This is a genomic window from Bradyrhizobium sp. WBAH42 (genome assembly GCF_024585265.1).
GTDB lineage: Bacteria > Pseudomonadota > Alphaproteobacteria > Rhizobiales > Xanthobacteraceae > Bradyrhizobium.
Genome location: NZ_CP036533.1, coordinates 7,144,585 through 7,158,157, shown reverse-complemented (window position 1 = coordinate 7,158,157; position 13,573 = coordinate 7,144,585). Strand labels below are relative to the sequence as shown.

General features: G+C 65.1%; 12 protein-coding genes. 10 read left to right on the top strand and 2 right to left on the bottom strand.

The genetic code is table 11. From position 1 onward, the window contains the following. Positions 1-253: 253 nt before the first annotated feature. The 8 genes from DCG74_RS33735 to DCG74_RS33700 all read left to right on the top strand — a co-directional run bounded on the left by DCG74_RS33735 (position 254) and on the right by DCG74_RS33700 (position 9,324). A complete protein-coding gene (locus DCG74_RS33735; protein ID WP_172787435.1) occupies positions 254-2,029 on the top strand; it encodes an acetolactate synthase 3 large subunit in 1,776 nt (591 codons plus the stop codon). A gap of 4 nt (positions 2,030-2,033) precedes the next feature. After that, positions 2,034-3,005, top strand: coding sequence for a threonine dehydratase (locus DCG74_RS33730; RefSeq protein ID WP_172787434.1), 972 nt, complete (start codon positions 2,034-2,036; stop codon positions 3,003-3,005). A 23-nt stretch (positions 3,006-3,028) separates the two neighbouring features. Further along, positions 3,029-3,571 carry an acetolactate synthase small subunit gene (ilvN, locus tag DCG74_RS33725; RefSeq protein ID WP_018640841.1) on the top strand — a complete coding sequence of 181 codons (543 nt, stop codon included), beginning with the start codon at positions 3,029-3,031 and terminating at the stop codon, positions 3,569-3,571. Between the two features lie 3 nt (positions 3,572-3,574). Further along, entirely contained in the window at positions 3,575-4,270 is a 696-nt protein-coding gene (locus DCG74_RS33720; protein WP_036006616.1) for a class I SAM-dependent methyltransferase, read from the top strand. A gap of 49 nt (positions 4,271-4,319) precedes the next feature. Next, positions 4,320-5,195: an EamA family transporter gene (locus tag DCG74_RS33715; protein ID WP_172787433.1), complete on the top strand. Its 876-nt coding sequence runs from the start codon at positions 4,320-4,322 to the stop codon at positions 5,193-5,195. 7 nt (positions 5,196-5,202) lie between these two features. Next, positions 5,203-5,805 carry a LysE family translocator gene (locus DCG74_RS33710; protein WP_172787432.1) on the top strand — a complete coding sequence of 201 codons (603 nt, stop codon included), beginning with the start codon at positions 5,203-5,205 and terminating at the stop codon, positions 5,803-5,805. A gap of 133 nt (positions 5,806-5,938) precedes the next feature. After that, on the top strand, positions 5,939-6,958 hold the full coding sequence (gene ilvC / locus DCG74_RS33705) for a ketol-acid reductoisomerase (RefSeq protein ID WP_027577255.1): 1,020 nt from the start codon (positions 5,939-5,941) through the stop codon (positions 6,956-6,958). Positions 6,959-7,611: 653 nt separating this feature from the next. Continuing rightward, positions 7,612-9,324, top strand: coding sequence for a sulfatase-like hydrolase/transferase (locus DCG74_RS33700; protein ID WP_172787431.1), 1,713 nt, complete (start codon positions 7,612-7,614; stop codon positions 9,322-9,324). Between the two features lie 5 nt (positions 9,325-9,329). Here the strand turns inward: DCG74_RS33700 and DCG74_RS33695 are convergent, their stop codons facing one another. Further along, a complete protein-coding gene (locus tag DCG74_RS33695; protein WP_172787430.1) occupies positions 9,330-10,889 on the bottom strand; it encodes a glycine betaine ABC transporter substrate-binding protein in 1,560 nt (519 codons plus the stop codon). Next, on the bottom strand, positions 10,886-11,668 hold the full coding sequence (locus tag DCG74_RS33690; RefSeq protein ID WP_172787429.1) for an ATP-binding cassette domain-containing protein: 783 nt from the start codon (positions 11,666-11,668) through the stop codon (positions 10,886-10,888). Before DCG74_RS33690 ends, DCG74_RS33695 begins: the two co-directional genes overlap by 4 nt. Before the next feature lie 279 nt (positions 11,669-11,947). Here DCG74_RS33690 and DCG74_RS33685 point away from each other — a divergent pair, with 279 nt between their 5' ends. Continuing rightward, complete coding sequence (locus DCG74_RS33685) at positions 11,948-12,766, top strand: ABC transporter ATP-binding protein (RefSeq protein WP_172787428.1); 819 nt, start codon at positions 11,948-11,950, stop codon at positions 12,764-12,766. Continuing rightward, the gene (locus DCG74_RS33680; protein WP_172787427.1) at positions 12,766-13,554 is read left to right on the top strand and encodes an ABC transporter permease; all 789 of its coding nucleotides are present in this window, start codon (positions 12,766-12,768) and stop codon (positions 13,552-13,554) included. Before DCG74_RS33685 ends, DCG74_RS33680 begins: the two co-directional genes overlap by 1 nt. Positions 13,555-13,573 lie beyond the last annotated feature (19 nt).

The window sequence follows — 13,573 nt, the reverse complement described above, 5'->3', positions numbered from 1 at the left end:
GGGAACGGCCGCATTGCCTTGACATCCAGGCTTTGGCCGCTATGTTTTGCGCAACCTTTGGGAAGCCGAGCGCCCGCCATGCGTAACATTATTACCAAACTCCTTATCGCCGTCGTACCCAGGCACACCGCCGGGGGTGGCTAGCTGCCATCCACATGACAGGCGGTGTGCATGGGCCCTCTTCGGGGCCTTTTTTATTTCCCGAACCCGACACGAACGAAGCCGCTGACAACAGCGCATCCGGAGCAAGCCAATGAGCGACAAGAGCCACGATCCGAACCAGATGACCGGCGCAGCGATGATCGTCCGCGCACTCATCGATCACGGCGTGACCGACATTTTCGGCTATCCCGGCGGCGCGGTGCTTCCGATCTACGACGAGATCTTCCAGCAGAGCGAGGTCCAGCACATCCTGGTCCGCCACGAGCAGGGCGCGGGCCATGCCGCCGAAGGCTATGCGCGCTCGACCGGCAAGCCGGGCGTTGCGCTGGTGACCTCCGGCCCCGGCGCCACCAACATGGTGACGCCGCTGACGGACGCGCTTATGGACTCGATCCCGCTGGTCTGCATCTCCGGCCAGGTGCCGACGCATCTGATCGGCAACGATGCGTTCCAGGAATGTGACACCGTCGGCATCACGCGCCCCTGCACCAAGCACAACTGGCTCGTGCGCGACGTCAACGATCTCGCAAAGGTGCTGCATGAGGCCTTCTACGTCGCAACCTCGGGCCGTCCGGGCCCGGTGCTGGTCGACGTCCCCAAGGACGTGCAGTTCGCCACCGGCACCTATCATCCGCCGCGCAAATCGGACGTGCACCGCTCCTACGCGCCGCGCCTGAAGGGCGATGCGACGCAGATCCGTAAAGCGGTCTCGCTGCTCGCGAATGCCAAGCGTCCCGTGATCTACAGCGGCGGCGGCGTGATCAATTCCGGCCCCGAGGCGACCAAGCTGTTGCGCGAGCTGGTCGAGGTCACCGGTTTTCCGATCACCTCGACGCTGATGGGCCTCGGCGCCTATCCGGCGTCGGGCAAGAACTGGCTCGGCATGCTCGGCATGCACGGCACCTACGAGGCTAACATGACCATGCATGATTGCGACGTCATGCTGTGCGTCGGCGCGCGCTTCGACGATCGCATCACCGGCCGCGTCGATGCGTTCTCGCCGGGCTCGAAGAAGATCCACATCGACATCGATCCGTCCTCGATCAACAAGAACATCCGGGTCGACGTGCCGATCATCGGCGATTGCGGCAACGTCCTCGGCGACATCCTCCAGGTGTTCAAGGCGGAGGCGAAGAAGCCCGACATCAGGTCGTGGTGGCAGCAGATCGCGCAATGGCGCGCCCGTAACTCGCTCTATTACAAGAAGAGCAACGACGTCATCCTGCCGCAGCACGCGATCCAGAGCCTGTTCGAAGCGACGCGCGGCAAGGATACCTACATCACGACCGAGGTCGGCCAGCATCAGATGTGGGCGGCGCAGTTCTACGGCTTCGAGGAGCCACATCGCTGGATGACCTCGGGCGGTCTCGGCACGATGGGCTACGGCCTGCCGGCCGCGGTCGGCGTTCAGGTGGCGCACCCGGACAGCCTCGTCATCGACATTGCGGGCGATGCCTCGGTGCAGATGACGATGCAGGAGATGTCGACGGCGGTTCAGTACGAGCTGCCGATCAAGATCTTCATTCTGAACAACCAGTACATGGGCATGGTGCGCCAGTGGCAGCAGCTGCTGCACGGCAACCGGCTGTCGCATTCCTATTCGGAGGCGCTGCCGGACTTCGTCAAGCTCGCGGAGGCCTACGGCGCCGTCGGCCTCCAGGTGCACAAACCGGCCGATCTCGATGGCGCCATCAAGGAGATGATCTCGGTCAAGCGCCCGGTGCTGTTCGACTGCCGTGTCGCGGCACTCGAAAACTGCTTCCCGATGATCCCCTCCGGCAAGGCACATAACGAGATGCTGCTGCCGGAGCAGGCCAACGACGAGGCCACCGCGAAGGCATTCGCCGGCGGCAAGGCGCTGGTCTGAGGCCATGTTCGACCTGAGGGAGCTCGAGCGCGCACACGCGATCGTGGGGCAGGCGGTGCCGGCAACGCCGGCGCATGCCTGGCCTTTGCTCGCAGGTCGGCTCGGCACCGAGGTCGTGGTGAAGCACGAGAACCACACGCCGATCGGCGCCTTCAAGGTGCGCGGCGGCCTCGTCTATCTCGAACGGCTGAAGCGGGAGCGGCCGAACACGCCGGGTATCATCTCGGCGACGCGCGGCAATCACGGCCAGAGCCTCGCCTTTGCCGCGAGCCGGCACGGCGTGCCCGCGGTGATCTATGTGCCGCGCGGCAACTCGGTCGAGAAGAACCGCGCGATGAAGGCCTTCGGTGCCGAACTCGTCGAACACGGCGAGGACTTTCAGGCGGCACGCGAGGAAGCCGAGCGTCGCGCGCAGTTCGCCGGGCTCCACATGGTGCCCTCGTTCCACCCGGATCTTGTTCTTGGCGTTGCGACCTACGCTCTCGAACTATTCCGCGCAGTGCCCGACCTCGACGTCCTCTATGTGCCGATCGGGCAGGGCTCCGGCATCTGCGGCTGCATCATGGCGCGCGACCTGCTCGGCCTGAAGACCGAGATCGTCGGCGTACAGTCGACGGAAGCGCCGTCCTATGCGCTGTCGTTCGCGGCCGGAAAAATCGTGACGACCGAGACCAGCAACACGCGCGCCGACGGCATGGCAACGCGCATCCCCGACGAGGATGCGTTCGCGCTGATCCGCAAGGGCGCCTCGCGCATCGTAGAGGTCACCGACGACGAGGTCGCCGCCGCGATCCGCGCCTACTGGACCGATACGCATAATCTCGCCGAAGGCGCCGGCGCAGCCGCGCTGGCCGCGGCGCTGCAGGAAAAGAGCAAGCTGAAGGGCAGGCGCGTCGGTCTCGTGCTGTCCGGCGGCAATATCGATTTCGATCTGTTCCGCTGTTGGGTCGGGACGGACGCGCCAGCGATGGCGTGACGGAGAGACAAGAGGGGACGACAATGAACCAGCCCGCATCCGCCTATTTCATCGAGGACCGTCACGATCCCAACGAGACGCATACGCTTGCGGTGCTCGTGCAGAACGAGCCGGGCGTGCTCGCGCGCGTCATCGGCCTGTTCTCGGGGCGCGGCTACAACATCGAGAGCCTCACGGTCTCGGAGACCGAGGCTCAGAAGCACCTCTCTCGGATCACCATCGTCACCACGGGCACGCCGATGGTGATCGCGCAGATCAAGAACCAGCTCGACCGCATGATCCCGGTGTATCAGGTCGTCGACATGACCCAGACCAAGCGCTCGATCGAGCGCGAGCTGGCGATGGTGAAAGTGCGCGGACAGGGCGAGCATCGGGTCGAGGCGCTCCGGCTGGCGGATGCGTTCCGCGCCCGGGTGATCGACGCCACCACCGAGAGCTTTGTGTTCGAGATCACAGGCAATACGGACAAGATCAATCAATATATCGACCTGATGCGCCCGCTCGGCCTCGTCGAGGTGTCGCGCACCGGCGTTGCCGCGATCGGCCGCGGGCCTGAAGGGATGTGAGCCATGCTGGCGCGCGACTGGTACTACAACGAGCGGAACCGGATGGGGATCGAGCCCGCTGTGGCCTCGATCTACGACAACCATGACGATGCCGATCTGCGGGCGCGCGCCGCGCTGAAGATGCTCGGGGTCCAGCGTGGCTGGCGCATCGCCGATATCGGCTGCGGCAACGGCGTACTCGCCACCGAGGCGGCGTTGATGGGCGCCGACGTCGACGCCATCGACATTTCGCCGGCAATGCTGGCGTTGGCCGAGATCTATGCCCGCGACCGCAAGGCACCGGTGCGCACCCAATCCGCCGGCCTGCTCAGCTTCGCCTACCGGCCCGAATCCTACGATCTCATCGTCAGCGAGTTCACGCTGCACCATCTGCCGGATTTCTGGAAGGCGGTGGCGATGTCGCGGATTTTTCGCGCGCTCAAGCCCGGAGCGACGTTTTATCTCCGTGATATTGTTTACTCATCGATGCCTGACGCGATCGAGCGTGACGTCGAGCAATGGGCCGACTTCCAGATCAAGAACCACGATTTCTCCCGCGAGGGCGTGGTGACCCACATGCGCGACGAATATTCCACCTTCGGCTGGGTGATGGAGCGGATGCTGACCGACGTCGGCTTCACCCTGGTCGCGGCCGACTACCACGCGCCGATGCACGGCACCTATCTGCTGCGGAAACCGAAAGCCGGCGAGCAAGGCTAGACCAGAACAATAAACAGGGCTGCACGACAAGGCAGAACCGGAAACAACAATGAAGCCGGCCGACATCCTCATCGCCGTCATGGTGGCGATCATCTGGGGGCTTGCCTTCGTGGCGAGCCGGATCGCGCTCGACGAGCTTTCGCCGGAGCTGATGACGGCGTTGCGCTTCACCATTGCGGCGATGCCGTGCCTGTTCATCCGTAAGCCCAAAATTGCTTGGTCGCTGCTGATCGCAATCAGCTTCACGCTGTTCCTCGGCCAGTTCCTGTCGCAGGCCTACGGCATCGCCCATGGCGTCCCGGTGGGCCTCACCTCCGTCGTCGTGCAGAGCCAGGCGCTGTTCACGATCGGCTTTGCCGCGATCCTATTCGGCGAACGTCCGACGCCGGTGCAGACGCTCGGCGTCGCCATCGCCGCGGCTGGCTTGCTGATGATCTGCGGCACCGTCGGCTATGATTTCAGCGTTGCCGCCTTCGCGGTGCTGATGATCTCGCCGCTCAGCTTCGCCATCGGCAATCTGCTGCTTCGTGGCGCGCGCGGCGTGCCGATGTTCGACCTGTTTGCCTGGCTCTGCCTCGCCTCGGCCGTGCCGCTGTTCGTGCTGGCGCTGCTCGCCAACGGGCCGGCGTCGACCTGGACGTCGCTGACGCACATGTCGCTGGCATCGGCGCTCTGCATGCTGATGCTCGGCGGCATCTCGACCAGCATCGCCTATTGGCTGTGGGGCCGCCTCTTGCGCGACTACCCGGCTGCGCAAGTCGTGCCGTTCGCGCTGCTGGTGCCGTTCGTGGGCTCGGCGGCCTCCAGCATCGTGTTTGGCGAACGGTTCGGGCCGCTTCGCCTCGCCGGCATGCTGACCGTGATTGGCGGTATCACCGTGATGGTGCTGGCGAAGCGCCCGCAAGTTCTGCCGAAGACTGCGTGAGGTGATGATGACCTACTCGCTGTTCTATGCCTTCCTCGTCTTCATGGTCGTGATGTACTTCACGCCCGGGCCGAACAACATCATGCTGCTGTCCTCCGGCCTGACCTACGGCTTCCGGCGCACCATCCCGCACATCGTCGGCATCGTGCTCGGCTTCGCCTTCATGGTCGCCGCGGTCGGCCTCGGGCTCGGCTCGGTGTTCCTGGCCTATCCGATCCTCCAGACCATCCTGAAATATGCAGGCGCCGCCTACCTGATTTACCTGGCTGCCGCGATCGCCATGGCCGGTCCGGCAAAGCCGGGCGAGGAGAATGGCCGCGGCCCCATGACCTTCTGGGGCGCGGCGATGTTCCAATGGATCAACGCCAAGGGCTGGGTGATCGTGATCGGCACCATCACCGCCTATGCGGCGATCGCCCAATTCCCGATCAACATCGCCATTCAGACTGTGATCAGCCTGATCGTCGGCACGGTCTCGACCGTAGTCTGGGCCCTGTTCGGCTCCGCATTGCGGCCGGTCCTGACCTCCGAGCGGCTGGTCCGCGCCTTCAACATCCTGATGGCGATCCTGCTGCTGGCCTCCCTCTACCCCGTTTTCATGGATGCATGATGTCGCGGATTTCCATGCAGAAACGGGTTTCCCTCAGGGCTGAAAATGCTCTAGACAGCCCCCGAAATCCGCAAATTTCACCCTTCGGACACTGACCATTGGCCGATTTCGGCCCTGAACGAGGAAACGACCTATGCGTGTTTATTACGATCGCGACGCCGACCTGAACCTGATCAAGGGCAAGAAGGTCGCCATCGTCGGCTATGGCAGCCAGGGCCACGCCCATGCGCTCAACCTGAAGGATTCCGGCGTCAAGGAAGTCGCCATTGCGCTGCGCAAGGGTTCGGCCTCGGCCAAGAAGGCGGAAGCTGCCGGCTTCAAGGTGCTCGAGGTTGCGGAAGCCGCCAAATGGGCCGACCTCGTCATGATGCTGACCCCGGACGAGCTCCAGGGCGACATCTATCGCGAGCACCTGCACGACAACATGAAGAAGGGCGCCGCCCTGGTGTTCGCCCACGGCCTCAACGTCCACTTCAACCTGCTCGATCCGCGTGCAGACCTCGACGTGCTGATGATCGCGCCGAAGGGCCCCGGCCACACCGTGCGCTCGGAATATCAGCGCGGCGGCGGCGTGCCCTGCCTGATCGCGATCGCCAAGGACGTCTCGGGCAACGCCCATGACCTCGGCCTGTCCTACGCCTCCGCCATCGGCGGCGGCCGCGCCGGCATCATCGAGACCACCTTCAAGGAAGAGTGCGAGACCGACCTGTTCGGCGAGCAGGTGGTGCTCTGCGGCGGCCTGGTCGAGCTGATCAAGGGCGGCTACGAGACCCTGGTCGAAGCCGGCTACGCGCCGGAGATGGCCTATTTCGAGTGCCTGCACGAAGTGAAGCTGATCGTCGACCTGATCTATGAAGGCGGCATCGCCAACATGAACTACTCGATCTCCAACACCGCCGAGTACGGCGAGTACGTCACCGGCCCGCGCATCATCACCGACGAGACCAAGAAGGAGATGCGCAAGGTTCTGGCCGACATCCAGGGCGGCAAGTTCGCCCGCGACTGGATGCTCGAGAACAAGGTCAACCAGACCTCGTTCAAGGCGACCCGCGCCAAGCTCGCGGCGCACCCGATCGAGGAAGTCGGCGCGAAGCTGCGCGACATGATGCCCTGGATCAAGAAGGGCGCGCTGGTCGACAAGAGCAAGAACTAAGCCGTTGTGCTCCGGACGCGCTCAGCACCTTGGTGATGCGCTGCTGATCCGGGGCCCGGCGCGGCTCCTGCGTCCCGGCTCTGCGCTGCGCTTGTCCGGGACGCGAGCGCAACGAGCTTCGCTCGCCAAGCCAAATCGTGAACCTTTGCCGTTCTAATTCGAGCGAGATCGCAAACAGCGATCTCGCTCTTTTCGTCTTGCGCGAGACATTGCTGGGTCGTTCGAGCTCCAAGCCGCACGCCCGCCGTCCCGCGGCCCACGCCGGCGGTATCACCACGGCGAACGTCGCCCTGGCCCTGATCGATGCTGCGCTGCAACTAAAAGCACGGAGCGGAGATCTCCGTCCGCGATGCTGCGCGCCGGTCCGCGGCGTCGTCCGCACTTGCCGAGCCGCGACGTCCCGAGCGCCGAGGATGGCGCAGGCGAAGCGGTGCTAGACCAGTTCATCGCCGGAATAGCGAAGCGCTGGGGCATGCGTCGCAGCCCACTAACAATAAGCGAAGGTCGGACCCCGCCGCGCGTTGCCTGTCCTTGACCGTTCCGTTACAGTTTTATGACACGGTGCAGGCTTCCGGCTGCTCCGGAGGCCTTGGCCGCTATCGGGCCGGCCAGGCTTGGCATCACCCCGCCGGACCAGAAGTTGCGTGTCGTCGATGGCGTCCGCGCCCAATCCAGGCCCTTCTGCTACCACCGCCGTGCTGGCGAGCGTCGCCGCACTCGGCATCTGGCGGCTGCTCGCGGTTGCGGCGCCGCATCTGGCCGCGCTCGCACTGATGTACGAGACCGAGACCGATTTCGGCTCGCGCCTGTCCTTCGCGCTGGCCTGGGGCATCCTCAACTTCTTCTGGATCGTGCTGCTGCGGCGGCCGGCGCTGTCGGGCGCGCTGTCGCTGACCATGGTCGTCGTGCTGGTGCTGCTGTCGCGGCTCAAGCACGACGTCGTGCAGATGACGGTCAACTTCATAGACCTGATGATGATCGACCGCGACACCGTCGCGTTCCTGTTCACGATCTTTCCGAATTTGCGCTGGTCGGTGATCCTGGCCGGTCTCGTCACGCTGCCGCTGATGTACGCGCTGTGGTGGCTCGATCCGTTCCGCATCCGCCGCCTGCCGGCGCTCGCCTGCAAGCTCGCCTGCCTTGCCGCCCTGGTCGGCTATTCGCTCTATCACCCGGACGAGGCCTGGCGCGGCTATTACGACGACGGTTATCTCTCGAAATTCTTCCGCTCGGGCGTCACGTCCGTCTCCGACTTTGCGCGGTACGGCTTCATGGAGGCGGCTGCCTCGACCAACGAGCGGCTCAACATGCCGCTGGTCGATGCCTGCCACCCCGCGGGCCGCCGGCCCAACATCATCATGATCCATGATGAATCGAGTTTCGATATCCGCGCCGCCCAGGGCATCAAGGTGCCGCCGCGCTATGGCGACCATTTCAAATCGTGGGACGGCAAGCAGCGCACGTTCCTCGCCGAGAGCAATGGCGGCCCGAGCTGGTTCACCGAATACAACGTGCTCGCAGGGCTCTCCTCGCGCTCGTTCGGCCGCTTCGCCTATTTCGTCACGCGCATCGCCTCGAGCCGGGTCGAGCGCGGCCTGCCGCTGGCACTGCGCCGCTGCGGCTATGACACGCTGTCGCTCTATCCCGCCCATGGCGGCTTCATGGCCGCGCGCAGCTTCCAGATGACGACGGGAATCGAGCGCTTCCTCGATTCCAAGGATCTCGGCGCCAAGGATGTCGAGCCCGACAGCTTCTTCTACGACAAGGCGCTGCAGCTGATCGGCCAGCAGCCGCCGAACAAGCCGCTGTTCACCTTCATCTATCTCGGTGCCAACCACTTCCCCTGGGAGACCCGCTTCCGTCCCGATCTGCTGCCGAACTGGCGCGCGCCGGGCAACGTGCCGTCCATCGACGAATATCTGCGCCGGCAGGCCATGAGCGCCGAGCAGTACAAGGCGTTCGTTGCCGGTTTGAAGAAGACCTTTCCCGGCGAGCCCTTCCTGATCGTGCGCTATGGCGATCATCAGCCGGAATTTGCGCCTGCCATCCTCGAGCCCGGGCTCGACGAGGGCGCGATCGGCAAGAAGCTCGACGCCTACGATCCGCGCCTCTACGCGACCTATTATGCGATCGACGCCGTCAATTTCGAGCCGGTTGGAAGCCAGGCCGTGATGGACACGATCGACGGCCCCTATCTGCCGCTGGTGATTCAGGAAGCCGCCGGCATCCCGCTCGACCCCTCCTTTGCCGAGCAGAAAGAGATCATGCTCCGCTGCAAAGGCATCTTCTACGGCTGCAAGGATGGCGCCGAGGCGCGGCGGCTGAACCGGCTGCTGATCGATGCCGGAATGATCCGGGGATTGTAGCCGGCCTATCGCTTGCCGACTTTTTCCCACAACCACTTCGCCACAGCATCGGGCGATGAATTCGCATCATTGCCGCTGGCGCGCAGGTTCGCTTCGCGCATGGTGGCGATGTCGATCTTGCCGAGCAATGGCTTGAGCGCCGCCTGCAGTCGCTCGTCGCCGGCGCGCTTCGGCGCGAGCAGCAGGATCGCATCGTAGGGCGGGATCGCGTTTTTGGGATCGTCGAGCGTTGTGAGCTCGTATTTGGCGATCAAGCCGTCGCTGGTGTAGCCGGCGATGACGTCGACCTCGCCGCTGGCGACGGCCGCATACATGAAGTCCGGTTGCATCTGGCGCTGGGCGCGGAACTGCAGCCCATAGGCCTTCTGCAGGGCGGCCCATTCGGGGCGCGAGAAGAATTCGTAGTCGCCTGCAATCGACAGCGTCGCCGCATGTGCGGCGAGATCGCCGATGGTTCGGATGCCGAGCGCCTCGGCGCGCCGTCTTGGCATCACCAGCGCATAGGCATTCTCGAAGCCGAGCTCGCCGAGCAGGGTGATGTTGTCCTTGGCGAGCGCCGTCTTCAATTCCGCCACCAGCTCGGCGCGCGGCCTCATGTCGGTGCGATGCAGCTGGTTTGCCCAGAGCGTGCCGGAATAATCGACATAGAGATCGATGTCGCCGGCCTTCAGCGCCCCGAAGATCACGCTGGAGCCGAGCCCGGAGCGCGCCGTCCCGGACAGACCGGCGGCCTGGAGGCGGTCCCTCATCAACGCCGACAGCACATATTGCTCCGCGAAGGTTTTGGCGCCGACCACATAGCCCGACGCCGAGCGTCCCATCGTCGGCACCAGCGTTGCTGCGACCAGCGCCGCGATTCCGACCGCGCCGAGGCTGCTGCGCACACGGCTGCGGCGGCGCAGTCCGCTCTCGATCAGTCCAAGCAGCTGGTCGACCGCAAGCGCGAGCAGGGCGGAAGCCACGCAGCCGAACAGCACGAACACCCAGTTCTGGGTCTGGAGGCCGGCGAAAATATAATTGCCGAGGCTGGTCTGCCCGATCGGCGTCGACAGCGTCGCGGTGCCGATCACCCACACCGCCGCGGTGCGGATGCCGGCCATCATCACCGGCAGCGCGAGCGGCAGCTCGACGTTGACAAGCGATTGCCGCGCGGTCATGCCGACGCCCTTCGCTGCCTCGATCAGCGCGGGATCGATGCCGTTGAGGCCGGTGATGCCGTTGCGCAGCACCGGCAGCATCGAATAGAGCGCCAGCGCCAGCATCGCCGGCAGGAAGCCGAACGCGGAGAAGGATACGCCGAACCAGGCAAGCGTGACGGAAGCCGCCAGCAGCAGCAGCGGATAGAACAGTGCGAGCAGCGCCAGCCCGGGTACGGTCTGCACGATGCTGGCGAACGCGAGCAGGATGCCGCGCGGCGCCGGGCGGTTGCGCGTCAGGATCGCCAACGGCAGGCTCACGGCGAGGCCAAGCGCGAGCGCGGCGAGGCTCACCCGCACGTGGTTGCCGAGGTAGTCAGGCAGATGCGACAGCGCCTCGCCCCAACGTGGATCGGCGAAGAGGCTCATGCCGCACCGCCCATCGGGAGCAACGCATTCAGTCGCTCGACCTGGCGCCGCGGGGTGCGCAACAGCTCGAGCACGTAATCGTCGCTGCTGCTCGCGAGTTCGGCGGCCGTACCCTGTGCGAGCAATCGTCCGCCGCGCATCACCGCGATGCGGTCGGCGAGCAGGATCGCCTCGGTCATGTCGTGGGTGATCATCACGGTGGTCAGGCCGAGCTTGCGGTGCAGCGCGCGATAGTCCTCACCGAGCGCATCGCGGGTGAGGGGATCGAGCGCGCCGAACGGCTCGTCCATCAGCACGATGCGGGGTCTTGCCGCGAGCGCCCGCGCCACGCCGACGCGCTGGCGCTCGCCGCCGGAAAGGGCCACCGGAAGACGGTTGCGGTGAGCAGCCCGGTCGAGTTGCACGAGCTCCAGCAACTCGTCGATGCGCCCTCCGATTGCCGGAGCCGGCTCGCCGAGCAGCTTCGGCGTGATGCCGATATTGTCGGCGACGCTCAGATGCGGAAACAGCCCGCCGCTCTGGAAGACATAGCCGATCCGGCGCCGCAGCGCGACCGGATCGACACTCCGCACGTCCTCGCCTTCGACCGTGATGGTGCCGCTATCGGTCTCGATCAGCCGGTTGGCCAGCCGCAGCAGCGTGGTCTTGCCCGAGCCCGAGCCGCCGACGATCGCCACAAGCTCGCCCTCGGCGACGTCGAGCGACACATCGTCCACGGCTGCGAGGGACCCGAAGCGCTTGGTGACGTGCTGGTAGCTGATCGCCGGCTTGGCAGACATCGCAGGTGTGCTCTCTCTTCTCTTACCCTCCCCTGGAGGGGGAGGGTCGATCGCGCGAAGCGCGAGCAGGGTGGGGTGATCTATCCACGTTGGCAGTGCATCTGTGGAAAGACCGTCACCCCACCCCGTCTCACATTTCGCTGCGCTCATGTGAGCCGACCCTCCCCCTCCAGGGGAGGGTAAGAGCGCGGCAGTACGGTATGCGTAGCACGCCCGGCGCCTCGATTGAACTTGGCCGCGTGAGCGGCTAAGGCATCGGCCTGAGTTCGGAGGAAGCACATGACGACGCCCACAGCAGTGGCGCTGGAAGATACCAAGGTTGCGTTCCGCCTGGGAGACGGGCGGGTCTACACGGCAGTGGAGAAGGCTCATCTCGCGGTGGCACAGGGTGAGTTCGTCGCCATTGTCGGACCCACAGGGTGCGGAAAATCGACGCTGCTGAACGTCGCCGCCGGCCTGCTCAAGCCAGCCGGCGGCCGTGTCAGGATTTTCGATCAGCCGCTGGCGGGGCTGAATCGGGATGCCGGCTATTTGTTCCAGGCTGATGCGCTGTTCCCCTGGAAGACCGCGCTCGACAATGTCGCGATCGGGCTCGAGATCAAGGGCACGCCGCGCGCTGAAGCCTTGCCGCAGGCGCAGAAATGGCTGACCTCCGTCGGCCTCGGCGCCTTCGCGAACCGCTATCCGCACATGCTCTCCGGCGGGCAGCGCAAGCGCGTGGCGCTGGCGCAGGTGCTGATCCGCGATCCGAAGATCCTCTTGATGGACGAGCCGTTCGGACCGCTCGATGCGCAGACGCGCCAGGTGATGGGCAATCTGCTGCTCGACCTGTGGAATGCCGACCGCAAGGCGGTGCTGTTCGTCACCCATGATCTGGAAGAGGCGATCGCGCTCGCCGACCGAGTCGTGATCATGTCGGCGGGACCGTCCTCGCGCATCATCGGCGACTGGCGCGTCAGCTTGGCCCGTCCGCGCGACATCTTCGAGGTGCGCCTCGACAAGGAATTCCATGCGCTCCACCGCGAGATCTGGGGCGTGCTGAAGGACGAGGTGATGAAGGGCTATGCCCAGTCCACCCAGGCGGCGGAGGCGGTCTGATGTCGCGCCCGATGCTGTTTGCGCTGCAGGTCCTGGTCGCGGTCGTCGGCGTCGTGCTGTGGCAGGTGCTATCGACCGTGCCCGTGTTCGGCAAGATCCTGCTGCCGCCGTTCTTCTTCTCCAACCCGTTCGACGTGTTCAGCCAGATCGTGAAATGGTTCGCCTCCGGCGTGATCTGGAAGCATCTCGGCATCACGCTTACGGAATCGATCCTCGCCTTCGTGATCGGATCGCTCGGCGGGGTCCTGGTCGGCTTCTGGTTCGCGCGCCAGCCGCTGGTCGCCGCGGTGTTCGACCCCTATGTGAAGATGGTCAACGCACTGCCGCGCGTGGTGCTGGCGCCGATCTTCGCGCTGTGGCTTGGGCTCGGCATCTGGTCCAAGGTCGCGCTCGGCGTCACCTTGGTGTTCTTCATCGTGTTCTTCAACGTCTATCAGGGCGTCAAGGAGGTCAGCCGGACCGTGCTCGACAACGGACGCATGCTCGGGATGAGTGAGCGGCAGCTGATGCAGCATGTCTATTGGCCGTCGGCCCTGTCCTGGATGTTCTCCTCGCTGCACACCTCGGTCGGCTTCGCCGTGGTCGGTGCGGTGGTCGGCGAATATCTGGGGTCGGCGGCCGGGCTCGGATACCTGATCCAGCAGGCCGAGGGCGTGTTCGACGTCGCCGGCGTGTTCGCCGGCATGTTCGTGCTGTCCGCCTTCGTCATCCTGATCGACTTCGGCGTCACGCTGGTGGAGCGGCGGCTCCTGGTGTGGCGGCCGACCGCGTTGGATGGGAGGGGCTAGGCGCGAGTTCACCTCTCCC

Excerpts from the sequence above, each read along its gene's own strand:
- DCG74_RS33710 (WP_172787432.1), top strand. The coding sequence starts at position 5,203 with ATGACCTACTCGCTGTTCTATGCCTTCCTCGTCTTCATGGTCGTGATG.
- DCG74_RS33730 (WP_172787434.1), top strand. The coding sequence starts at position 2,034 with ATGTTCGACCTGAGGGAGCTCGAGCGCGCACACGCGATCGTGGGGCAG.
- DCG74_RS33685 (WP_172787428.1), top strand. The coding sequence starts at position 11,948 with ATGACGACGCCCACAGCAGTGGCGCTGGAAGATACCAAGGTTGCGTTC.
- DCG74_RS33700 (WP_172787431.1), top strand. The coding sequence starts at position 7,612 with ATGGCGTCCGCGCCCAATCCAGGCCCTTCTGCTACCACCGCCGTGCTG.
- ilvN (WP_018640841.1), top strand. The coding sequence starts at position 3,029 with ATGAACCAGCCCGCATCCGCCTATTTCATCGAGGACCGTCACGATCCC.
- DCG74_RS33690 (WP_172787429.1), bottom strand. The coding sequence starts at position 11,668 with ATGTCTGCCAAGCCGGCGATCAGCTACCAGCACGTCACCAAGCGCTTC.
- DCG74_RS33720 (WP_036006616.1), top strand. The coding sequence starts at position 3,575 with ATGCTGGCGCGCGACTGGTACTACAACGAGCGGAACCGGATGGGGATC.
- DCG74_RS33735 (WP_172787435.1), top strand. The coding sequence starts at position 254 with ATGAGCGACAAGAGCCACGATCCGAACCAGATGACCGGCGCAGCGATG.
- DCG74_RS33695 (WP_172787430.1), bottom strand. The coding sequence starts at position 10,889 with ATGAGCCTCTTCGCCGATCCACGTTGGGGCGAGGCGCTGTCGCATCTG.
- DCG74_RS33680 (WP_172787427.1), top strand. The coding sequence starts at position 12,766 with ATGTCGCGCCCGATGCTGTTTGCGCTGCAGGTCCTGGTCGCGGTCGTC.
- ilvC (WP_027577255.1), top strand. The coding sequence starts at position 5,939 with ATGCGTGTTTATTACGATCGCGACGCCGACCTGAACCTGATCAAGGGC.
- DCG74_RS33715 (WP_172787433.1), top strand. The coding sequence starts at position 4,320 with ATGAAGCCGGCCGACATCCTCATCGCCGTCATGGTGGCGATCATCTGG.